Consider the following 21,472-nt stretch of genomic DNA (forward strand, 5'->3'; position numbering starts at 1 on the left):
CTCGTTACACAGCCGTAATCTTGTTCATGTGCGCGTAAATTGTGTCGGAGCGATAGTCCGCGACCGCGAAGGGCGGATGCTCCTCGTCCGGCGCGGGCGCCCGCCGGGACAGGGCCTGTGGTCCGTTCCCGGCGGCCGGGTCGAACCCGGCGAGTCGGACGCCGAGGCGCTGGTCCGCGAGGTGCTGGAGGAGACCGGCCTGACGGTCACACCCGGCCGTCTGACGGGCGCGGTCGACCGTCCCGGCCCCGGGGGCGTCGTCTACGAGATCCGCGACTATCTCGCCGAGGTCTCCGGCGGCACGCTCGCCGCCGGAGACGACGCCGCGGACGCGGGCTGGTTCACCGACGACGAGCTCGCCGGGCTGCCGCTGGTTCCCGGCCTCCTCGACGCCCTCACCGGGTGGGAGGTCATCGGGAGGCCGTCAGGGTCGAGCGCCACAGGGTGAGGTGGTCGCTGTTGTAGGTGGTCGACCTGCCGAGGGCCAGGACCTGGTCGCCGGAGACCGCGACCGCGCCGAGCCGCTGGGCGCCCTCGCCGCCCAGGCTGCCCTCGGTCGGGGTGTGGCGCTGCCAGTTCAGCCCGTCCTCCGAGGTCCACGCCACGCTGTCGCCCTCGCCGGGGACGCCCTGCCAGCCGACCGCGACCACGCCCTCCGCGGTGGCGGCCAGATCCTGTACGGCGGACGCCTGCTCGGCGGGCAGCCAGGAGAACACCCACGAGGTGCCGTTGTCGTCGGAGACCGCCCCGAAGGCCCGCTGTCCCTCGCCGGTCCTGGCCGTGCCGGCCGCGACGATGGTCGTGCCGTGCAGGACCACGTGCCGCAGCCCCGCCGACGTCGCCCCCGGGGGCAGGACCGGCTTGCGGGCGACCCAGTTGACCCCGTCGGCGGACACCCAGACCACTCCGGTCTCGCGCGCGGCCGTGCCCATGCCGCCGACGGCGACGTAGCCGGACGAGGTGGCCGAGACGTCGTGGAGGCGCACCCCTCCGCCGCCCGCCGGGAGCCTCACCGCCCGGGTGTAGCGCTTGAGGTCGGAGGAGAACCACAGGACGGGGACGGCTCCGGAGGGCCCCCTGTCCTCACCGGCCATCACGTAGCCCGACGGCCCCGCGGTGACCGCGTGGGGGGCGAGGAAGTCGTGTTCGGCGGCCGGGGCGAGGGGACCCTGGATCGGAACCTTCCGCCAGGTCCTGCCGTCGGACGAGGTGACGAGCAGCGGCCCGGTCGACGAGGCGTCGGTCATGGTGCTGCCCACGGCCAGCCAGCCCCGCTTGCTCTGCGCGACGTCGCTGAGGGCCTGCCGCCGCGAGCCGCCGAGGACCTCCGCGGGGCCGCCGGCCTTCCAGCTCTCGCCGTCCGCGCTGGTCCAGACGCCCGCGTCGCCCGAGACCGCGCCGACGGCGACGAACCTGCCGCCTCCCGCGGCCACTCTCGCCGTGTCGCGGGCGGCCCTGGCGAGCCCTTCGATCCGGTCGAGCGCGACCGGCCTGGCCTGACCTCCCTCGGGGGCGGTGATGAGGACCAGCCGGTTGTCCACGTCGGCGGCGCGCTCGTCGCCTCCGACGACGAGCGTGCCGTCGTCGGAGAGGGCCAGGGCCCGCAGCGAGCCGGGCACCTCGCCGAGGTCGGTGGTCTTGCGCCAGTCTCGGCCGTCCCTGCTGGTGTAGACGGCGTAGCGTTCGAAGCCCGACTCGGCGATCGCGGCGATGCCCGCGCCGGAGGAGGCGAGCCGCTTGACGCCGGAGCCGTCACGGGCCAGGCCGGTGATGGCGCCGCACCGGGCCCAGTCGACGCCCTCGGACGAGCAGTAGACGTCGACGTCGCCCTTGTCGCTGCGCTGCTGGGTCGGGACGAGCACGAATCCGCCCGAGGCCGCCGCCAGCGCGCCCGATTCGGGCAGGACGCCCGCGGGCGCCTGGCCTGCCCGCTGCCAGGTCTTCCCCCCGTCCGCCGAGCGCAGGACCACGGCGCTGGAACCGCCCTGGGCGGGATCGCCGAGCGCCACGACCGCGTCGTCACTGGCGACGACCGCCTTCAGCCCCCTGACCTTGTCAGATGTGCCGATCTTCCGGGTGTCGACCCGCTCCCAGCTCTGCCCGTCGGGTGAGACCCAGGAGACGGCCCCGACGGTGCCGTCCTGGAGCACGGTCGTGCCGACCGCGACGAACCCGGAGGAGGTCCTGGCCAGATCCATGATCTTGTCTCCGTCGGAGAACGCGCCCAGCTTCCCCGGGTCGACGGCGGCCCAGCTCTCGCCGTCCGCGCTGGTCCACAGCCCTCTGCCCGAGCCGAGGAGGTCGTTGCCCGCGGCCAGCCAGAGGCCGTCGCCGCCCGCGACCCTGCCGACCGTGGTCGGCCCGTTCTCGTAACCCGCGGGACCGGTCACCTTGCCCAGCTGCCAGCTGGTCCCCCCGTCCGGGGAGACCAGGAACAGCGGCCTGGGCACGGGGCTGGTCGTGTCGCTTCCGACGGCGACCATGAAGGAGCCGTCGGAGGCCACGGCGTTGAGCACCTGGCTCGAACCGTCGCCGCCGACGCCGGAAGGCGGCACGAAGTTCGCGTCGCCGGAGCGGAGCTCGTCGCCGACCAGTTGGAGGCCGGTGGTGAAGGGACCGTTGACCCAACCCCACAGCACGACGCCGCCGCCGACCGCGGCGGCGAGGACCGCGACCACCACGACCGGGACGACCAGGCCTCTGCCCCGTCCGCGTTTCGTCGGGCTGGAGCGGCGCAGGGCGGAGGGCGCGGGCGCGGCGCGGTGGTGCCGCCCGCCGTTGGCTCCTCGCCTGCCGGGCGGGCCCTGGGCGACCAGCAGGTCCGGTCTCGCGGGCCTGCCGCCCGGCGGGCGGCCGACGCGGCGCACCGGCTCGAAGTCGTCCTCCCCGTCCTCCTCCGGCGAGGCGGGTTCCTCCGGCTCCCACGTCGCCGGGGCGGAAGGCTCCGTCCGGAGGTCGTCCTCGGTCTCGTACGGCGGGCCGGGGGGCACGTCCGCCCCGTCCTCCCGCACCGGGTCCGCGGGCCTGCGGGGCGGCCCCGAGGCGACGAGGAGGTCGGGGCGCGGCCCTCGCCGCCGCCTTCCCCGCTCGGAGGCGTCGGGGTTGTCCGTGTGGGTGCCGTCGTCGGCGTCTGAGAGGGGGTCCGGGTGGTCCGCCTCTCCCTGCTCCCCCTGCTCTCGTGGCGGGCTGTACGGCTCCGCGTCGTCGTCCTCCAGCCGCGCGGGCCCGAGGAGGTCGCCGTAACCGGCGCTCCCCGACCCTCGCCACATGTCCGGATGGTCCGCGTCGTCGTCATCGTCGTCGGGCCCCGCGGGTCCGAGAAGGTCGCCGTAACCGCCGTCGCCGGCCCCGCGTGACGCGCCGGGGCGGCTCTCCCCCGGCTCGCGCGGCGGGCCGAGGGGGTCGGCCTCGTCATCGTCGTCGTCGAACCACGAGGGGCCGAGGAGGTCTCCATAGCCGGTGCCGTGACCGGCGCCCGCCGGTCTTCGCGGTGCGGTGCGATCCCCGCGACCGCCGTCGCCGGTCCCGCGCGCCGGGCTGTGCCCTGTGTCGAGCCCTGTGTCGAGCCCTGTGCCGCCCGTCTCGCGCGGCGGGCTCTGGAGGTCCTCGCGACCGGTGTCCCGCGGCTCGCGGGGCGGCCCCGAGGCGACCAGCCGGTCGGGCCGGTCGACCAGGCGCCTGCGACGTCCCCGCCCCTGCGAGGTGTCGTCTCCGCCCGTGGACGGCCCCTCACTGCCCTCAGGGCCCTCAGGACGGGCGAAGGGGTCCGCCTGGGGCGCGGGGTCTCGCGGGGAGCGGCCCGTGGGAGAGGCGTACGGCTGGGTGTGCGCACGGCGGCGTTCACCGCCCAGGCCCTCCGGGCGGGCTCTGGGGGGCTCGTCCTCCGGCGTCGGGGCGGCGAACGGGGGCAGCATCCACGGGGAGGCCAGGGGAAGCCCTCGGGTTTCCTCGTCCGAGGGACCCGGCGGGGAGTGCTGGATCGTCGGTGGGGAGTCCTGATGGCGCCGGGACCTGCTTTCGTACGTCCCGTCGTCGTGGACACCGTCGTCCGACGGCCACTGTCGCGAGCGCGGGTCGTGGGGGCCCGGGGCCACGCTCAGCACCTCCTCGCAGGAAGCCCGTTCAGCCCGGGGTCAGCACTCCGGACCGTTCCAGTCGTCTCCGTGACACTCTGCCGCGGCACCGTACGGCGACGGCAAATCGCACGAGACCTTTCTACTACCCCGTAGCACCGAAACGATCACCTCCGCCGGGCGGGTGAACGGGGTTCAGCCGTACACAGTCCAGAGCAACACGTTAGAGGCGCGATGACGAGACCTCTCTAGTCAGATTTATCTGCGAAGCGCCGGAATTATCATGGTTTGTGGCGTTAATTCCTGGATCGCTGATCGCGAAAATCCGCCGGGGCGAGGGTCACGCCACGAGAGACACCACCGGAGACACCGCAGAAGACGGGGTCATGCCGCGGGAGGGGTGAAGGCGGTGGTGCGCGCCAGACCCGCCGCCCGACCCTTCGCCGTCACGACGAGCGCCATCTTGCGGGACGCCTCGTCGATCATCTCGTCCCCGAGCATGACCGCGCCACGCCTTTCGACGGTCGTGTAGTAGTCGTAGGCGTCGAGGATCAGCTCCGCGCGGTCGTAGTCCTCCTGGGACGGCGAGAACACCTCGTTCGCCGCCTCGACCTGGGTCGGGTGGAGCACCCACTTGCCGTCGAACCCGAGCGCCGCCGAGCGCCCCGCGACCCTGCGGTAGCCGTCCAGGTCCTTGATCGCCAGGTAGGGGCCGTCGATGGCCTGGAGGTCATGCGTGCGGGCGGCCATCAGGATGCGCATCAGGATGTAGTGGTAGGCGTCGCCCTCGGTGTAGCCGGGGGGCTGCTCGCCGACGACCAGGGTCCGCATGTTGATCGAGGCCATGAAGTCGGCGGGGCCGAAGACCAGCGTCTCGAGACGTCGGGACGCGCCGCCGATGGCGTCCACGTTGACCAGGCCCCTGGCGCTCTCGATCTGGGCCTCGATGCCGATCCCGCCGACCTCGAGGCCGTTGGCCCGCTCGATCTGGGTGAGCAGCGTGTCCAGCCAGGCCACCTGCGTCGGGTCCTCGACCTTGGGCAGCATCAGGCAGTCGAGGAACTCCCCCGCCCCCTCGACGACCTCGATGACGTCCCGGTAGGTCCACTGCGTGCTCAGGTCGTTGACGCGCACGACCCTGGTCTTGCCCGACCAGTCGCCCTCGCGCAGGGCGGCCACGACGTTCTTGCGCGCCCCCTCCTTCGCCAGCGGCGCGACGGAGTCCTCAAGGTCGAGGAACACCTCGTCCGCGGGCAGACCCTGGGCCTTCTCCAGGAAACGGGGGTTGCTGCCGGGCACGGCCAGGCACGAACGTCGCGAGCGCATGGCCACACGGTAGCGGCCGCCTGCCCGGGAACGGCAGACCGGGTCGTTCTATGGCGGCCATGCGAACTCCCTCTGCGTCCCTCTGCGTCCCTCTGCGTCCCTCTGCGTCCCTCTGCGTCCCTCTGCGTCCCTCTGCGTCCCTCTGCGTCCCGCACGGCCTCGGCGGGGCCGGGCCGCCCCTCACGACCGGCGCGCGCCCTCCCCCGGGGCCGCAGGCCGTACATTCGTCTCATGGGTGTGATCGAGGAGGGCGCCAAGAAGTCGGGGATCCTGTGGCTGTCCCTGGACCGGCCGCGGCTGGCCTGGCACGTCTGGCACGACGGCGCGATCTGGCTGGTCACCGGCGGGGGCGAGCAGGAGCTGCCCGGCCTGGCCGAGGCGGGCCAGGTCCAGGTGACGCTGCGGAGCAAGGACAACGGCGCGCGGCTGATCGCCTTCGAGGCCTCCGTCGCGGTGGTCGACCAGGCGGGGGCTCCCGAGGCGGTGGCCGCGCTCGCCAAGGAGCGGCTCAACGCCCCCGACGGGGCGGGCCTGACGGAGCGCTGGGCCGCCCGTTCGCTGGTCGTCCGGCTCACGCCGCGCGACCAGGCCCCGTGACCTCCCGCGCCGCCCGGCCCGTGCGCCCGGCGAACCTCACACCACGCCGACCGGCTCCCTGACGTCCGCCGCGGGCGCGGGCAGGGCCGAGGTGGCCCGCTGGGCCAGATAGGCCCCGACCAGGACGATGAGACCGCCGACGATCTGGAAGGGGCCGAGCGCCTCGCCGACCAGGACCCAGGCGATCACCGCTCCGGCGATGACCTCCAGGGAGGCGACCGTCGAGCCGACGGCGGCCGACAGGCGACGGACCGCGGTGACACCGAGGATGTAGGCGGCGACCGTGGCGATGAGGATCATCCACAGCGCCGCGGCCAGCGCGGGCAGGGCGGGGCCGCCCTCCGGGGCGACGGTCAGGGTGAACGCCCGCCACGGGATGTCCCACGGCCGGGAGAGCGGGACGAGCGTGACGGCGGCGCCCAGCAGGCCCCAGGCGATCAGGCCCAGCGGGTCGACGTCCTCCCCGAAGCCGTCGCTGAGCAGGAAGTACCCGGTGCAGCAGGCCGCCGCCCCGAAGGCGAGCAGCAGCCCGAAGGGGTCGAGGGCGAGACCTGACCACGCCTCGACCACGATGCCGAGGCCGACGACCGCGACCACCGCGCCGACGAAGGCCGCGCGCGGCAGCCGTACCCGGCGGACGAACCGCACCCAGAGCACGACCAGCACCGGCGAGGTGAACTCGATGAGCAGGGTGACGCCGACCGGCAGCCTGGTGATCGCCGCGAAGTACAGCGCCTGCACCCCGGCGACCGCGACGACCGCGTAGGCCAGGAAGAACGGCAGACGTGAGCGCGGGATCCGCAGGGCGCCCGGCCTGAGGACCGCGAGGGCTCCGACGAGCAGCAGGCCCGCTCCCGCCATCCGCACCCAGACCGCCTCGAGCGGGCTCAGCCCCGCCGCGCCAAGGTATTTGGCCATCGGCCCGGAGAACGCGAAGCACCAGGACGACACGAACGCGATCAGCAGTCCGTCACGTCTCACCAGTCACCATCCACGTAATTACCGTTCGTACTTTTTGATGCTGTCATAACGGACACCTAGGGAGCAAGGGGGCATCTGAAATGTGAGCGAGCCTTGAACCGGCACCCCCCGAAGGCGACCTACGCTGCAAATGTGAAGATCTTCATCGCGCGTCTCGCGGGCACCCCGGTCTTCGACCCGGCCGGCGACCAGATCGGGCGGGTGCGGGACGTGGTCGTGGCGATCGCGGGCGCCGCGCCGCCGCCCGTGCACGGCCTGGTCGTCGAGGTGCAGCCCCGGCGACGGGTCTTCCTGCCGGTCACCCGGATCCGCGGCATCGAGGCGGGGTCGGTCGTCTTCAGCGGCCAGATCAACGTCCGGCGCTTCGAGCAGCGGGCGACGGAGACCCTCGTCATGGGCGAGATGCTCGACCTGGAGGTTCAGGTCGGGGGCGAGCGGATGACGGTCCTGGACCTGGCCATGGAACAGACCAGGCGCGCCGAGTGGCTGATCACCAAGGTGGCGGTCGTCAGGACGGGAGCCGGGCTGGGTCTGCGGCGGCGCGGCCCGACCAGGATCGTGGACTGGGCCGAGGTCAGCGGCTTCGGCGCGGTGCAGAAGGACCAGGGCGCGGCCAACCTGCTGTTCGCCTTCGAGACCATGCGCGCCGCCGACCTGGCCAGCGCCCTGCACGAGCTGCCGGACAAGCGGCGCGCCGAGGTCGCCGCCGCCCTCGACGACGTACGGCTCGCGGACGTGCTGGAGGAGCTCCCCGAACGCGACCAGATCGGCATCCTGGGCAGGCTCGCCCCCGAACGCGCCGCGGACGTGCTGGAGGAGATGGACCCGGACGACGCGGCCGACCTGCTGCAGGACCTCCCCGCCGAGCAGGCGGAGGCGCTGATGGCGCTCATGGAGCCGGAGGAGGCCGCGCCGATCAGACGGCTGCTGGTCTACCCGGAGAACACCGCGGGCGGCATGATGACGAGCGAACCCGTGGTGCTGCCGCCGAACGCGACCGTCGCCGAGGCGCTGGCCCACATCCGCCAGCGGGAGGTGACACCGTCCGTCGCCGCGCAGGTCTACGTGACCAGGCCTCCCGTCGAGACGCCGACCGGCCGCTTCCTCGGCCTGGCCCACTTCCAGCGGCTGCTGCGCGAACCCCCTTCCACCCTGCTCGGCGGGGTCATGGACACCTCGCTCGACCCGATCAGGCCCGAGTACACCCTGAACCAGGTGACCTCCTACCTGGCCACCTACAACCTGATGGCGGTACCCGTGGTTGACGAGCTCGGCCGCCTGGTCGGCGCCGTCACCGTGGACGACGTGCTCGACCACCTGCTCCCCGAGGACTGGCGGGAGCGGGACCACGAACCAGGAGCTGAGCATGGCTGACCGGCTCGACCAGCCCAGACAGCAGGGTCTGCGCCTGCGACCGCACTACGACCCCGAGGCGTTCGGACGGCTGTCCGAGCAGATAGCCCGTTTCCTCGGCACCGCCAGGTTCCTGGTGTACATGACCGTCTTTGTGGCGGTCTGGGTGCTGTGGAACGTCCTCGCGCCGGAAGTCTGGAAGTTCGACCCCTATCCGTTCATCTTCCTCACGCTGATGCTCTCGCTCCAGGCGTCGTACGCCGCGCCGCTGATCCTGCTCGCCCAGAACCGGCAGGACGACCGGGACCGGATCCAGAACGAGCTCGACCGCGCGGCCGCGGAGCGGAACCAGGCGGACGTCGAATATCTGACCAGGGAGATCGCGGCCCTGCGCATCGCGCTCGGCGAAGTGGCGACCCGCGACTACATCCGCTCCGAACTCCAGCGCCTGCTGGAGGACCTCCAGGAACCCTACGCCCCGGCGACGGCCCATTCGAAGGAGTCGTGAGGGTGTTCGTCGCGGCCAGCCGGGATCGCGGCCAGCCGGGATCGGGGTCAGTCGGGATCGGGGTCAGTCGGGGCCGGGGTCGGGGTCAGTCGGGATCGGGGTCAGTCGGGATCGGGATCGGGGTCGGGGAAGAGCTTGGTCAGGGCGGACGCGCACCGGCGCAGCTCGCGCTCGTCGAGGACGCCCAGGAACTGGGCGCGGACGCCGCGCATGTAGGTGGGGGTCGCCTCGGCGAGCCGTACGGCGCCGTCGTCGGTGAGGACCGCGAACAGGCCGCGCGCGTCGTCGGCGCAGGCCGCGCGCTCCACGAGGCCCTCGCGCTGGAGGCGGTCGACGAGGCGGGTCAGTCCGCTGCGCGACAGCATCACCCGCTCGGCCAGGTCGTTCATGCGCAGGCGTCGCTCCGGCGCCCCGGACAGCTGCGCGAGCACGTCGTAGGAGGCCAGGGCCAGATCGTGCTCGACCAGCAGCTCGGCCTCCAGGGCCCGGGTGACGCGCGCCTGGGCGCGTCGCACCACATGCCAGAGCGCCAGCTCCTCCGAGCCGACGACCTGCTTCGACTCGCCCGCCGTCACGGTCACGGAGTAACCTTAAGAGGTTGCACGCGCATCTACATAGTGGATTGTCTGGATTCGCCCTCTCAGCGGGATCCCGGAATTCCCTCCATCACTCCCTGGTTCATACCATGGGTCCGTGACTCCTCCGCTCCCAGCCGGGAGCGGTCCCTCGCCAATCCACACGGCGTCACGGCGGACGACTCTCGTCCGTGAAGCGCCTGGACGACAACAGACAAGGAGGGACGGCAGCACGTCACCTCACGGTGACGCCCTGTCGCCGACACTTCGATGGCACCTACCCCGGAACTGGTGACGGCCGCCCTGGCGACCGTCAACGACCCTGAGATCCGTCGGCCGATCACCGAGCTGGACATGGTCAAGAGCGTCGACATCTCCCCCGAAGGGGTGGTGCGCGTCGGGATCTACCTCACGGTCTCGGGCTGTCCCATGAGGGACACCATCACGCGTGACGTCACGACCGCGGTCTCCAAGGTCGAAGGAGTGAGCGGCGTCCAGGTCGAGATGGACGTCATGAGCACCGAGCAACGCAAGACGCTCCAGACCAAACTGCGCGGCAACAGGGGGCCGGAGAAGGAGATCCCCTTCGCCCAGGCGGGCTCCCTGACCCGCGTGTTCGCGGTCGCCTCGGGCAAGGGCGGAGTCGGCAAGTCCTCCGTCACCGTCAACCTGGCCGCCGCGATGGCCTCGAGCGGCCTGAAGGTCGGCGTCGTGGACGCCGACATCTACGGCCACAGCGTGCCCCGCATGCTCGGCGTCTCCGAGCGCCCCACCAAGGTCGAAGACATGATCATGCCGCCGGTCGCGCATGACATCAAGGTCATCTCGGTCGGCATGTTCAAGCCGGACGGCAACACCCCGGTCGTGTGGCGCGGCCCGATGCTGGACCGGGCGCTGCACCAGTTCCTCGCCGACGTCTACTGGGGCGACCTCGACGTCCTGCTGATGGACCTGCCCCCCGGCACCGGCGACATCGCGATCTCGGTGGCGCAGCGGATGCCCTCCGCCGAGATTCTGGTGGTGACCACCCCGCAGCAGGCCGCCGCCGAGGTCGCCGAGCGCGCCGGGTCGATCGCCGTGCAGACCCACCAGCAGATCGCGGGCGTCATCGAGAACATGGCCTGGCTGCCCTGCCCGCACTGCGACGAGCGGATCGCGGTCTTCGGCGAGGGCGGCGGCCAGACCGTGGCCGACGCGCTCACCCGCACCCTCGGCGCCCGCGTGCCGCTCCTGGGCCAGGTCCCGATCGACATGCGGCTGCGTGAGGGCGGCGACGAGGGCAAGCCCCTCGTGCTCACCGACCCTGACGCCCCCGCCTCGGCCGAGCTGATCCGCATCGCCACGGGCCTGAGCAAGAGGTCCAGCAGCCTCAAGGGCATGCAGCTGGGCATCTCCCCCACCCGGGGCCGCTAGACCCCGTCTCGCCCGTCACCGAGGCCCGAGGCTCCCGCAGCCTCGGGCCTCGCCGCGTTCTGACAGCGTGCGTCTTTCGCACCCGGACGGCGTACGCCTGTCCGCCGCGTCGGCCCGATGAGCGGCGACGGCCTCGTCTGGGCGTCCGCCGAGGTCGGCGGTCTCCTGCCGCGCCCGGGACCGCGGCCCGGTTTCCTCACGGGCGCCGTCCCGTGGCGAAGCGCCGTCGTGACGTCGAGGCGATGGCGTGACGTCGAAGCGATGGCGTGACGTCGAAGCGCGTGGCGCTTGTCTCCTGGAGGGGACCCGGTGCTCAGGTCGCCTCGGAGTCGTACGGCGGGATCTCGCCGTATCCCAGCTCGTGGGCCTCGGTCGAGGAGTAGGAGCTGCTGTAGGCGGGCACGGCGGCGGCAGCCGTGGCCGTCGTCGCCCCCGCGGCCCCCGCGGCCCCTGTGGCGCTGTTCCACTCGTCCTCGAGCTCACCGGTGAGGTGCTTGCGGACGAAGTTCTTCGGGTTGAGGTCGGCGGGGTCGAAGTCGGCGAACTCGGGCCCGAGGCCTGTCTGCAGGTCCTGCTTGGCGTTGTTGGCCATCTGCCGCAGGTTGCGCAAAGTCTTGCCCGCCTGGGCGGCGGCCTGGGGGAGCTTCTCCGGGCCGAAGACGAGAAGGGCGATGACCACCAGCGCCACGATCTCAGGCCAGCCGAGTCCGAACACGGTGATCTCCTACCGGGACAACGTCAAAGCGGCTCTCCAGGCACACGCCCGGAGACTTCCAGACTAATGCCCGCACCCCATAGCACGCACCCGCCCTTCGCCGGTCACGAGGGGACTGGGCGTGGACTGCGGGGACGCGGCACCAACGATCACGAAGGACGCCGACGCCGGTCCCCGACTGCGGGGACCGGCGTCAACGGTCACGAGGGGCTGGGAGTGGGCGTGGACTGCGCGGGCGCGACGCCGACGGTCACGACGGCCGTCTTCTCCTGACCGCCGCGCTGGAACTTGATCGTCAGCTTCTCGCCCGGGGCCTTGTTGCGGATCAGCGCGATCAGCTCGTTGCCGTCCTGCAGCACGGTGCCGTTGACCTCCAGGATGACGTCGCCCGGCTTGAGACCCGCCTTGTCCGCGGGGCCGTTCGGCTCGACGGGCTGGCTGCCCTGCCTGGCCTCGTCCTCGATGCGCGCCCCCACGCCCCGGTAGGTTCCGTCGATGGTGACGCCGATCCGCGACTTCTTCGCGGAACCGGTGCTCACCAGCTCCTCGACGACCCGGCGCGCGTGGTTGACCGGGATCGCGAAACCGAGGCCGATGCTGCCGCTCTGGCCGCCGACCGACCTACCGAGCGTGGCGATCGCCGAGTTGACGCCGATGACCTCGCCGTTGGCGTTGACCAGCGGGCCGCCGGAGTTGCCGGGGTTGATCGCGGCGTCGGTCTGGATGGCGCTCAGCCAGGTGGTGTCGGTGCTGTTCTCCTCCCCGGCCTGGACCGGGCGGTTGAGCGCGCTGACGATGCCGGAGGTGACGGTGCCGCTCAGGCCCAGCGGGGAGCCGATGGCGACGACCGGATCGCCGACGACCACGTTGTCGGAGTTGCCAAGGACGATCTCCGGCGCGCCGAAGGTCTCGTCCGGCTTGACCACGGCGAGGTCCGACTCGGGGTCGCGGCCGACGACGTGGCCCGAGGTGGACTTGCGGTTGCTGAACTGGATCTGGATCTGGCTGCTGTTCGGCTCGGCCCCGGCGACCACGTGGTTGTTGGTCACCACGTAGCCGCCCTTGATCAGGAAGCCGGAGCCGGTGCTGGCACTGGTGCCCGCGTTGACCGAGAGGGAGACCACGCTCGGAAGGACCTTGGAGGCCACACCCGCGATCGACTCGGGCGGCCTGGAGTTGGAGCCGCTCGGCGCGGCCGCTCCCAGCCTGTAGGAGGGGTCGAGATCCCCTCCTGAGGGCCGGGTGAGCAGATAGGTGCCGATGCTGCCGAGCGTCGAGGCCAGCAGCGCGATCAGCACCGCGAAAGCGGCCAGCGTGCTCATGCGCGGCCCACGCCTCGCCGGGGCGGCGGAGGCGCCGAAGCCGGTGTAGGGCCCCGGTCCCGGCGGGGGAACCTGGCTTCCCGGAGGCGGCGCCCAGCCGGGCCCCAGACCGAACGCCCTGGCCGGCGGAGGCGGCCCCGGGGCGCCCGCGGGGACGGCGAAGACCGCCGTGTCGTTGCGCGGCCTTCCCGACGGGTCTCCCCAGCCTCCCTCACCGGCGTAGGCTCCGCCGCCGAGCTGGTCCTGCCGCCCCGTCCAGTCGTCGTATCCGGAGCTGTCCGCCTGCCCCTGCGCTCCGCCCCACCGGCTCCGGCCGGGAGGGTCGCCGAGCTGACTCCAGCCGTCGTTGCGAGGCTGCTGGCCGTAGGAGGGAGGCGTCTCTCCCGCGGGCAGAAACTCCGGCCGGGAGAACTCCGGGGCCGCACCTCTACCGCCTGTCGCGTCGGTGAGGTCCGACGGCGTACGCCCCTCGGCGTCGTTCGCCTCGTGGGTACGGTTCTCGTCGGTCATCGAATGTTCACCACTCCTTGCCTCATTTGAGGCCACTCACCGGGATAACCCGGCAATCTTCCCCTGAACGGCATACGAGAGATGTAAAGCGTGCCTCACCCGAAGGGATTGGCCCAGGAGAGCAGGCGGTGCGCGCCTCTTCCGAGCCGGTTCCACAGGGTGGGCACGGGCTCGTGAGGCAGTGCCGCCACCGCGGCGTCGACCGTGTCGGCCGGAGCGTCCGCCAGGACGGTATAGACATGGCCTCCACTCGCCCAGATCGTCTCCTGCTCGGCTGAGTTCCGCATCCAGATCGTATGCCCGTCGCGCTGTTGAGCATGCCATCCGCGGAGCTGTTCCCCATCAAGCACACCAGATTGCACAAAAACCGACACGACTGACAATCCATCCGAATACCCCAGATACAAGTATCCGGTAGGGAGGACGTGCACCGCGAACAGTTCGAGACGGCCGGGAAGGGCCGTGGGGAGGCGCCACCCCATGGACAGCAGCCGGGGCGCCTCACCCACGTCGGAGCCTCCGGCGACCAGCGCGGGTCCGGCGACCCTCCGCGCGGGATCGAGGACCAGGTCGAGGAGGGCTTCGGTGTGGACGACCCTGCCGTGCCCGTCGAGAAGCTCACGGCGCAGCACGGGACCGCCCGCCTCGTCCAGCCAGTAGCGCGCGGCGAGCGTGCCGTCCGCGCGCAGGACGCGCACCAGCCGCGCGGGGCGGCCGCAGGCGTGCTCCCCGCCGGCCTCGACCACCCGGTAGTTGCGGGCCAGCACCTCGAGCATCGCCTCCGACGGCGCCGCCATGCTCCCCGCCGGGGAGCCGGGGTCGACCCGCCTGATCGGGCCCGACGGCTCCGTGCGCACGAAAAGCCCCTGTCCGGGGACGTTGCGGACCCGCAGCACCGAGGAGAAGGCTCCGGAACGGCCCCAGACCGTGACATGACGCGTGCCCGCGTATCCACGGTTCCTGCCCGCGATCGCCGCCTCGCGCAGCAGGTGCAGCCCCGTGTCGTCGTTCTCCGCCTCGTCAGGGGGCGAGGCGTACGCCGGACTGCCCGCCACCAGCCCCAGCAGCATGAGCACTGCGAGGATCAGGGCGGCGGGCAGCCGGATCACGGAGTCGGCGAGAAGCTGGGCCTCGCGGAACCTCCATAGGGCGCGGTGTTGCTGTGCTGGTTGGCGAACATGTCGACCGGCGGCACGCGCGGCCCCGGCTCGGGCCCGCCGACCACGAACAGCGTGCCGATCGCGACGGCGGCGGAGGCGACGCCGACCGCGACGTAACCGACCCTGCGCGTACGCCGGGGACCCGCCGCCCTGCCACGCGGCCGGTTGTCCGGCGGCGCGACGCTGTGCATGCTCGGGATCGGCGCCCCGCCGAAGGTCCGCGAGCTCGGGAAGGGCCGCTCACGCGGCGGTAACGGGTCGCCCGGGTCGCCCATCCTGAGCAGGGACATGGTGAGGTCGGCGGGCATGGCGGGCCCGTCAAGGGACCTCAACCGGTTCTTCAACGCCCGCACCGCGTCGACCTCGGCCCGGCAGGAGGCGCAGAAGGCCAGGTGTGACAGCGCACGGTCGCGTTCGTGGTGGTTCAGCTCACCGTCGACCAGTGCGGAAACGCGTTCTCCAAGATGACTCATGATCACTCCTTGCCGCGCGGCTTGTCGTGACATTCGTCATGACGGTGGTTTCTCATGCGAATTCCTCCCCGCGGGTGATGGTCGGGGGGAGTTGGTCTCCACGGGGCGCGCGATGCTCCAGCGCGTCACGCAGCTGTGCCCGGCCGCGATGGATGCGGCTGCGGACCGTGCCGAGCTTCACGCCGAGCGTGGCGGCGATCTCCTCGTAGGACAGCCCCTCGATGTCACACAGAACGACGGCCGCGCGGAACTCCGGCGCGAGGGCGTCGAGCGCCGCCTGGATGTCGGGCTCAAGGTGAGTGTCGTCGTACACCTGCGCGGGAGACGGCTCACGTCCGCGCAGCCGTTCCGCCGCGTCGTCGGCGAGCCCCTCGAACCTGATGCGCTGCTTGCGCCGCGCCATGTCGAGGAACAGGTTGGTGGTGATGCGGTGCAACCACCCCTCGAAGGTGCCTGGCGTGTAGTTCGACAGGGACCTGAAGACCCGGACGAAGACCTCCTGCGTGAGATCCTCGGCGTCGTGAACGTTCCCGGTCAGCCGGTAGGCCAGCCGGTAAACGCGCGCCGAGTGATTCCGGACCACCTCCTCCCAGGTGGGAGGCGTCCAGTCAGACACGGGAGCTTCCCTCTGGTGGTCGAAGTCGTCCACCAGCACTCCTCTCTCCGGGACCACCGCTATCGCCATAGTGCCTGGTTTCGTCCCTTCGTGCGCACTCACTACCTTCAGGACCGGCAAAGGCCGCTTAAACCGTGCAACGCACCGGGCGTGACATGAGTTCCCGATCGGGCCTGCCTCCCCTAGGCTGCGACCCAGCGCCTATATGAACCTGTACGGAGAAAGCGGGAGGAGAGGCCGATGGCTGAGACGCCGACAAGTCCGTTGGAGGCCGCTCTGGCCTATGCCGAGGGTTTCCACACGGAGGACGACATCCTCGCGGCCGCGCGCCAGCGCGCCGCCGAGGTGGGAGCGCCCCCGATCCTGCCCGGCGGCGGCGCCGCGCTCTGTTTCCTCGCCACCGCCATCAACGCCCGCGCGGTCGTGGAGATCGGCACGGGATGCGGCGTCTCAGGCCTGTGGCTGCTGCGGGGCATGCGCCAGGACGGCACGCTCACCAGCGTCGACGTCGAGCCGGAGCACCAGCGCCTGGCACGGCAGAGCTTCGCCCAGGCGGGCTTCTCCGGCGGCAGGACCCGCCTGATCACGGGCCGCGCCCTGGACGTCCTTCCCCGGCTCTCCGACGGCGGCTACGACCTGGTCTTCTGCGACGGCGCCAAGCACGAGTACGCCGACTACCTCGCCGAGTCCGTCCGCCTGCTGCGCGTCGGCGGCATCGTGGTCTTCGACAACACGCTGTGGCACCCCGGAATCTCCGACCCCGCACAGCGTGACCCGGACACCGTCGCCGTGCGGGAACTCGGCAAGCTCGTCCGCGACGACGAACGACTGCGCCCCCTGATGATCCCCCTGGGCGACGGCATCCTGGCCGCCGTCAAGCTGAGCGTCTAATGGCGGGACAGCCACTCCAGTAGCAGGCGCACGCCGTACCCGGTGGCCCCCTTGCTGAGAACGCCCTCGTCCGCGCCGCTGCGGCCCACGCCTGCGATGTCCAGATGCGCCCAGGGACGCCTGCCGGTGAACTCGCGCAGGAACAGCGCCGCCGTGATGGAGCCCGCGCCGTAGGTCGAGCCGACCTCGATGTTGGCCAGGTCCGCCACACTCGACTCCAGGGCCGGGACGTAGTCCTCGATGAGCGGCATCCGCCACAGCCGCTCGCCCGCGGCGTGCCCCGCCTCGGTCAGCTCCACGGCCAGGTCGTCGTCGGAGGCGAAGACGGCCCCGAGATCCTTGCCGAGCGCGATGCCGATCGCGCCGGTGAGCGTGGCGATGTCCACCACGACGTCCGGGTCCAGCTCGGCGTCCGCGTAGGCCAGCGCGTCCGCCAGCACCAGGCGGCCCTCCGCGTCGGTGTTGAGCACCTCGACGGTCCGCCCGCCGTACTGCGTGATCACGTCGGAGGGACGCTGCGCCGTACCGGAGAAGGAGTTCTCCGCGGCGGCGATCAGACCGGTGACCCGCACCCGCGCGCCCAGGGAGGCCAGCGCGCCCATGACCGCGACGACGACGGCCCCGCCCGCCATGTCGGTCTTCATGAACTTCATGTTGTCGGTGGGCTTGAGCGACAGGCCGCCGGTGTCGTAGGTGATGCCCTTGCCCACCAGGACCACGTGGCGGGCCGCGCCCTCGGGGCGGTAGGAGAGCTCGACCAGACGCGGAGGGCTCACCGAGCCCTGACCGACGGCGAGGATGCCGCCGAACCGCTCGGAGCGCAGCGCCGTCTCGTCCCACACCTTCGCGCCGACCCTGACGCCGTCCCTCTCGCCGACGCGGACGCCGTCCCCGCTGTCCCGCGCGTCGGGCGAGACCCCCTCTCCCTCACTCCCGCCGAGAAGGTGCTCGACGGCGCGCTCGGCGAGCCAGTCGGGCGTCTTGATCGAGGAGGGCGTGTTGGTCAGATCCCTGGCGAACGCGACGGCCGCGGCGACGACCTCGCCCCTGGCGACCTCCGCCTCCACGCCCTCGCCGACGAACTCGACCAGGGCGACCGGGGTGGACTTCGCCTCGCCGATCCTGAAGGTGTACGTGGCGAGCAGCGCGCCCTCGACGAACGCGGCCACCTGCCCCTCGGGCAGCACGACCCTGACGGCGTCCCTGCCCTTGCCCCTGCGGGCGACCGCCGCCCCCGCCCTGCGCAGCGCGTCGGCCGAGCCGTCGCCGGTCCCGTAGAGCAGCACCCTGCCCACGGCGTCGCCGTTCGCGACCGGGACCTCGACGATCTCCCCCGCCTCCCCCTTCGCCTCGTAGTGCGCCAGCAGCGCCGCCGCGGGCACCGGCAGGTCGACCTCGGGAGCGAGGTCCGCGGAGAAGGGAAGCGCGAGCAGCTCGGCGTCCCCGAGGATCGAGGTCGCCGCGCCGTCCCCCTGGGGAACGGCGGTCTCGCGAGGCAGCAGCGCGTACGGGGAGATGGGCATATGGACTCCAGTCATCAGGCGGTCATCAGCCGGGAGAACACCGCGGCCCTGGCGCGAGCCGCGTGCGGGCGGTCCGACGGCCAGGGCCGTGTTCGTCGATCGGGGTCGCACGGGCCACAGCGGATGTCATGTTCTGTGAACGAGATCGAATCGGGCCCGGCTTCACCGCTGGTCTCAGATCGGGATCAGACGACGACCTTCTTCAATTCCTCACCAAGAGCGCTGGCCTCGTCCGCCGAGAGCTCGACGACGAGCCGGCCGCCACCCTCAAGGGGAACCCGCATGACGATGCCCCTGCCTTCCTTGACGACCTCCAGCGGACCATCACCGGTCCTCGGCTTCATAGCCGCCATGCGTGTATCCCTTCCTGCTTCGGGCTCCGGATCTCCGACTGACCCGAGGGTGGCCGACGCATTCACGTCTTCTGTGATGTCCTATTATCCCGTCTCCGCGCTCGGAATGGGAACGATCAGCCTCAGCATCGACTCATCGGGCAATCAAGACCGTTGTCCGAGCCCCTTGGGACGGCCAAACTTGTCCTTGTGAACGCCCCGGCCGCTCCGTCCGGCGTCGGCGGGGCCCGCGCCGAGAATTTACCGAGTCGGGACGATCACCCGGACCGGCTGCCGGGACGTCCTCCCCACCCGGACCGCCGATGGGACATCCTCGTCGAGGAACCGGCGCGCGAGCGCCCACGGCGAGAATCGCGAGCCCGGTTCCAGGGCGGCCACGCCCGGCGAACCCCAGCGGCCACCACAAGGAGCCTTCCGTTGAACGACGTCCGCTACTCCGTCGACGACGCCGTCGCCACCGTCACCCTGAACCGTCCCGAGGCGATGAACTCGCTGACGACCCGGATGAAGGCCGAGCTGCTGGAGGCCCTGACCAGGGCCTCGCAGGCCCCGGCGGTGCGGGCCGTGCTGCTGACCGGCTCGGAGCGGGCCTTCTGCGCGGGCCAGGACCTCAACGAGCACGCCGCCAACCTGGAGGCGGGCCGGGGGCTCGACGGCACGGTGCGCGCGCACTACAACCCGATCGTCATGACGATCGCCGAGATGGGAAAGCCGGTCGTCGCCGCGGTCAACGGCGTCGCCGCCGGCGCGGGCGCGGCCCTGGCCTTCGCCTGCGACCTGCGGATCGCCGCCGACAAGGCGAAGTTCGCCATGGCCTTCTCCGGTGTCGGCCTGGCACCCGACTCCGGCGCGTCCTGGACCCTGCAGCGCCTGGTCGGCCGGGCCCGCGCGACCGAACTCCTCCTGCTCGGCGAGCCCTTCGACGCGACCCGGGCGCTGGAGCTCGGGATCGTCTCCAAGGTCGTCCCCGCCGACGAGCTGGCCGCGGCGGGCCACGCGCTGGCCGTACGGCTGGCGCAGGGCCCGACGAGCGCGTACGCCGCGACCAAGCGGGCGCTGGAGTTCGCCGCGAGCAGCTCGCTCGCCGACGCCCTGGCGCTCGAGGCCGACCTCCAGGACGCGTGTGCGGAGACCGCCGACCACCGCAACGCCACCCGGGCCTTCCTCGGCAAGGAGCGCCCGGTCTTCGAGGGCCGGTGATCCCTGGGGGCCGCCGCGGCACGGAAGCCGCTCGGTGCAGCACGGAAGCCGCTCGGTGCAGCACGGAAGCCGCTCGGTGCAGCGCGGAAGCCGCTCAGCAGGGCGGGGAACCGCTCAGGGACGCGAGGAGCCGCTCAGCGGGCGTCGCGCACCCAGCAGTCGGCCACGTGGTCGTTGACCAGGCCGATGGCCTGCATCAGGGCGTACGCGGTCGTCGGGCCGACGAACCGGAAGCCACGCGCCTTGAGAGCCTTGGCGAGCGCCTTCGAGCCGGGGGTCTGGGCTGGCACGTCCGCGAGGGTCTTCGGGACGGGCGAGCCGGGGTCGGCATGACTCCAGACCAGGTCGGAGAGGTCGACGTCGAGCGCGGCCTGCGCGTTCGCGATCACCGCCTCGATCTTGGCCCGGTTGCGGACGATGCCGGCGTCTGCGAGCAGGCGGTCGACGTCGGCCTGGCCGAACGCCGCGACCGCAGGGATGGAGAAACCGGCGAAGGCGGCTCTGAAGTTCTCGCGCTTGCGCAGGATCGTGATCCACGAAAGACCCGACTGGAAGGCCTCCAGCGCGAGCCGTTCGAAAACCTGGTCGTCACCCGTGACCGGACGGCCCCACTCGTCGTCGTGGTAGGCGATGTACTCGGGAGCCGAGCTCACCCAACCGCAGCGCACCTGCTCGGTCACCGGGACTTCTCCTTCTTCTCCTGCTCCTCCTGCTTCTTCTCCTGCTCCTCTTCCGGCTTCTCCTGGGCCTCTTCCGGCTTCTCCTCCTGCGGCTCTTCCAGCGCCTCCGAGCGATCCTCCGGCCGGTCGTCGCTCCGGTCGTCGCTCCGGTCGTCGAAGGGCTCGGAAGGGGTCTCCAGGAGCTCCTGCCGCTCCTCGGGCTCCTGCGGCGCGTGCTCGGTGCGTGGCAGGCTCAACGGGCCCGCATGGAGCTCGTGGCGCGCCTGGAGCCTGCTGGCGAGCAACTCCGCCACCCGCTGCTCCAGCACCGCGATTCTGGTGTCACGCTCGCTCAGCGCGTTCACGACGCGGTTCAGAGCCTCGTCCACACTCTGCGTGTGATAGCCGACGATGCTCACCGGCAGTTGCAGGGCCATGAAGTCGGCGGCGCCGAGCTGCACCGCCTCAGGCAGGTCCAGCGGGGGAACGTCGGGAGCGAACTCGGCCAGTTCGCCGCCCTGGCCCGTGGCTACCACCACCACCCCGGCGAGGACGGCTATGGCAGCGAGGGCGAGTACGACCAGCACATACGAATCGTGCCACAACTCCTCTGATCTAGGATCGCGTCATGACCGCTCTCACGGTGTTGGCCCCCGGTGACCAGGGCGACCCTTCCTGGGCCGAGGCAGAATCGATCGCCGAGATCGAGGAGCTCGCCCGCGCGGGACGCACCGTCGTCGTCACGCCCGCCGAGATCGCGGGAGACGCCGGGGAGGCCGCGGAGCTCGCCGCCGCCTCACTCTGCGCGTGGGCGGGCGCGCGTGCCTTCCGCACCACCCGCCCCGATCAGGTACGGCTCGCGGTCGAGATGACCGAGTCGCTGGCCGGACGGCGCCCTCCCACTCTGACCCGCCGCGGCCTCGCCTGACCACACCGCTAACCACACCGCTGACCACACCGCGCGGTCACCGACCTATGGCGCGTTTCCTGGATCGGTGGGGGTTGAGGCGGCTGCCGTCGGGTGGGTGCGGTGTTCTCTTCGTTCGTTGTGGTCTTTTGGTTCGGGTGGTTCGTTTGTTCTCCGGGCTGGGCCTGGTTTTCTGGGCTGGGCCTGGTTTTCTGGGCTGGGCTTGGTTCGCGTGGAGGGGGGCGGGTGGTCCGGCCGGCCGTCTCAGCTGAGCTCTGGCGGATTCAGGCCTCCGGCCTGGCGGGCGCGGGTGGTTG

At 71.7% G+C, this 21,472-nt stretch carries 21 protein-coding genes; 8 read left to right on the forward strand and 13 right to left on the reverse strand.

Features of this window, described 5'->3' with window-relative positions:
- Window positions 1-28: 28 nt before the first annotated feature.
- Window positions 29-448, forward strand: coding sequence for an NUDIX hydrolase (locus tag PKF00_RS39060; protein WP_271222790.1), 420 nt, complete (start codon window positions 29-31; stop codon window positions 446-448).
- Here the strand turns inward: PKF00_RS39060 and PKF00_RS39065 are convergent.
- Together PKF00_RS39065 and PKF00_RS39070 are read right to left on the reverse strand one after the other, a co-directional pair.
- Complete coding sequence (locus tag PKF00_RS39065; protein ID WP_271222791.1) at window positions 411-3,914, reverse strand: beta propeller repeat protein; 3,504 nt, start codon at window positions 3,912-3,914, stop codon at window positions 411-413. The genes PKF00_RS39060 and PKF00_RS39065 overlap by 38 nt on opposite strands.
- Window positions 3,915-4,457: 543 nt before the next feature.
- Window positions 4,458-5,399 (reverse strand): HpcH/HpaI aldolase/citrate lyase family protein, encoded by a 942-nt coding sequence (locus tag PKF00_RS39070; RefSeq protein WP_271222792.1) that lies wholly within the window; start codon window positions 5,397-5,399, stop codon window positions 4,458-4,460.
- A 231-nt stretch (window positions 5,400-5,630) separates the two neighbouring features.
- On the opposite strand from PKF00_RS39070, the gene PKF00_RS39075 reads away from it, so the two are divergent.
- The gene (locus tag PKF00_RS39075; protein ID WP_271222793.1) at window positions 5,631-5,996 is read left to right on the forward strand and encodes a hypothetical protein; all 366 of its coding nucleotides are present in this window, start codon (window positions 5,631-5,633) and stop codon (window positions 5,994-5,996) included.
- A gap of 36 nt (window positions 5,997-6,032) precedes the next feature.
- On the opposite strand, the gene PKF00_RS39080 is transcribed toward PKF00_RS39075, so the two are convergent.
- Window positions 6,033-6,977: an EamA family transporter gene (locus PKF00_RS39080; RefSeq protein ID WP_271222794.1), complete on the reverse strand. Its 945-nt coding sequence runs from the start codon at window positions 6,975-6,977 to the stop codon at window positions 6,033-6,035.
- Window positions 6,978-7,109: 132 nt separating this feature from the next.
- Here PKF00_RS39080 and PKF00_RS39085 point away from each other — a divergent pair, with 132 nt between their 5' ends.
- Both PKF00_RS39085 and PKF00_RS39090 read left to right on the forward strand, forming a co-directional pair.
- A complete protein-coding gene (locus PKF00_RS39085; RefSeq protein WP_271222795.1) occupies window positions 7,110-8,351 on the forward strand; it encodes a magnesium transporter MgtE N-terminal domain-containing protein in 1,242 nt (413 codons plus the stop codon).
- Entirely contained in the window at window positions 8,344-8,838 is a 495-nt protein-coding gene (locus tag PKF00_RS39090; RefSeq protein ID WP_271222796.1) for a DUF1003 domain-containing protein, read from the forward strand. The genes PKF00_RS39085 and PKF00_RS39090 overlap by 8 nt, the downstream gene beginning before the upstream one ends.
- Window positions 8,839-8,939: 101 nt before the next feature.
- On the opposite strand, the gene PKF00_RS39095 is transcribed toward PKF00_RS39090, so the two are convergent.
- The gene (locus PKF00_RS39095) at window positions 8,940-9,419 is read right to left on the reverse strand and encodes a MarR family winged helix-turn-helix transcriptional regulator (RefSeq protein WP_271222797.1); all 480 of its coding nucleotides are present in this window, start codon (window positions 9,417-9,419) and stop codon (window positions 8,940-8,942) included.
- 264 nt (window positions 9,420-9,683) lie between these two features.
- On the opposite strand from PKF00_RS39095, the gene PKF00_RS39100 reads away from it, so the two are divergent.
- Entirely contained in the window at window positions 9,684-10,826 is a 1,143-nt protein-coding gene (locus tag PKF00_RS39100) for an Mrp/NBP35 family ATP-binding protein (RefSeq protein ID WP_271222798.1), read from the forward strand.
- A gap of 313 nt (window positions 10,827-11,139) precedes the next feature.
- Here PKF00_RS39100 and PKF00_RS39105 read toward each other — a convergent pair whose 3' ends face one another.
- The 5 genes from PKF00_RS39105 to sigE all read right to left on the reverse strand — a co-directional run bounded on the left by PKF00_RS39105 (window position 11,140) and on the right by sigE (window position 15,691).
- A complete protein-coding gene (locus tag PKF00_RS39105) occupies window positions 11,140-11,541 on the reverse strand; it encodes a sec-independent translocase (RefSeq protein WP_271222799.1) in 402 nt (133 codons plus the stop codon).
- A 200-nt stretch (window positions 11,542-11,741) separates the two neighbouring features.
- The gene (locus tag PKF00_RS39110; protein WP_271222800.1) at window positions 11,742-13,373 is read right to left on the reverse strand and encodes a S1C family serine protease; all 1,632 of its coding nucleotides are present in this window, start codon (window positions 13,371-13,373) and stop codon (window positions 11,742-11,744) included.
- A 95-nt stretch (window positions 13,374-13,468) separates the two neighbouring features.
- Window positions 13,469-14,482 (reverse strand): sigma-E factor regulatory protein RseB domain-containing protein, encoded by a 1,014-nt coding sequence (locus PKF00_RS39115; RefSeq protein WP_271222801.1) that lies wholly within the window; start codon window positions 14,480-14,482, stop codon window positions 13,469-13,471.
- Window positions 14,479-15,006, reverse strand: a complete 528-nt coding sequence (locus PKF00_RS39120; RefSeq protein ID WP_271222802.1) for an anti-sigma factor family protein — start codon at window positions 15,004-15,006, stop codon at window positions 14,479-14,481. The genes PKF00_RS39115 and PKF00_RS39120 overlap by 4 nt, the downstream gene beginning before the upstream one ends.
- Before the next feature lie 52 nt (window positions 15,007-15,058).
- Window positions 15,059-15,691 carry an RNA polymerase sigma factor SigE gene (sigE, locus tag PKF00_RS39125; RefSeq protein ID WP_271222803.1) on the reverse strand — a complete coding sequence of 211 codons (633 nt, stop codon included), beginning with the start codon at window positions 15,689-15,691 and terminating at the stop codon, window positions 15,059-15,061.
- 171 nt (window positions 15,692-15,862) lie between these two features.
- Here sigE and PKF00_RS39130 point away from each other — a divergent pair, with 171 nt between their 5' ends.
- Window positions 15,863-16,513, forward strand: a complete 651-nt coding sequence (locus PKF00_RS39130) for an O-methyltransferase (protein WP_271222804.1) — start codon at window positions 15,863-15,865, stop codon at window positions 16,511-16,513.
- On the opposite strand, the gene PKF00_RS39135 is transcribed toward PKF00_RS39130, so the two are convergent.
- Both PKF00_RS39135 and PKF00_RS39140 read right to left on the reverse strand, forming a co-directional pair.
- Window positions 16,510-18,036: a leucyl aminopeptidase family protein gene (locus tag PKF00_RS39135; RefSeq protein WP_271222805.1), complete on the reverse strand. Its 1,527-nt coding sequence runs from the start codon at window positions 18,034-18,036 to the stop codon at window positions 16,510-16,512. The two genes, PKF00_RS39130 and PKF00_RS39135, sit on opposite strands and share 4 nt — an antisense overlap.
- Before the next feature lie 185 nt (window positions 18,037-18,221).
- Entirely contained in the window at window positions 18,222-18,389 is a 168-nt protein-coding gene (locus PKF00_RS39140; RefSeq protein WP_012894793.1) for a DUF3117 domain-containing protein, read from the reverse strand.
- Between the two features lie 417 nt (window positions 18,390-18,806).
- On the opposite strand from PKF00_RS39140, the gene PKF00_RS39145 reads away from it, so the two are divergent.
- Window positions 18,807-19,589 (forward strand): enoyl-CoA hydratase-related protein, encoded by a 783-nt coding sequence (locus PKF00_RS39145; RefSeq protein ID WP_271222806.1) that lies wholly within the window; start codon window positions 18,807-18,809, stop codon window positions 19,587-19,589.
- A 134-nt stretch (window positions 19,590-19,723) separates the two neighbouring features.
- On the opposite strand, the gene PKF00_RS39150 is transcribed toward PKF00_RS39145, so the two are convergent.
- Together PKF00_RS39150 and PKF00_RS39155 are read right to left on the reverse strand one after the other, a co-directional pair.
- A complete protein-coding gene (locus tag PKF00_RS39150) occupies window positions 19,724-20,269 on the reverse strand; it encodes a DNA-3-methyladenine glycosylase I (RefSeq protein ID WP_271222807.1) in 546 nt (181 codons plus the stop codon).
- The gene (locus PKF00_RS39155) at window positions 20,266-20,835 is read right to left on the reverse strand and encodes a hypothetical protein (protein ID WP_271222808.1); all 570 of its coding nucleotides are present in this window, start codon (window positions 20,833-20,835) and stop codon (window positions 20,266-20,268) included. Before PKF00_RS39155 ends, PKF00_RS39150 begins: the two co-directional genes overlap by 4 nt.
- Before the next feature lie 41 nt (window positions 20,836-20,876).
- On the opposite strand from PKF00_RS39155, the gene PKF00_RS39160 reads away from it, so the two are divergent.
- On the forward strand, window positions 20,877-21,176 hold the full coding sequence (locus tag PKF00_RS39160) for a hypothetical protein (protein ID WP_271222809.1): 300 nt from the start codon (window positions 20,877-20,879) through the stop codon (window positions 21,174-21,176).
- The last annotated feature ends 296 nt before the right edge of the window (window positions 21,177-21,472 follow it).

This window comes from Streptosporangium carneum, from assembly GCF_027922005.1.
Classification (GTDB): Bacteria; Actinomycetota; Actinomycetes; order Streptosporangiales; family Streptosporangiaceae; genus Streptosporangium; species Streptosporangium carneum.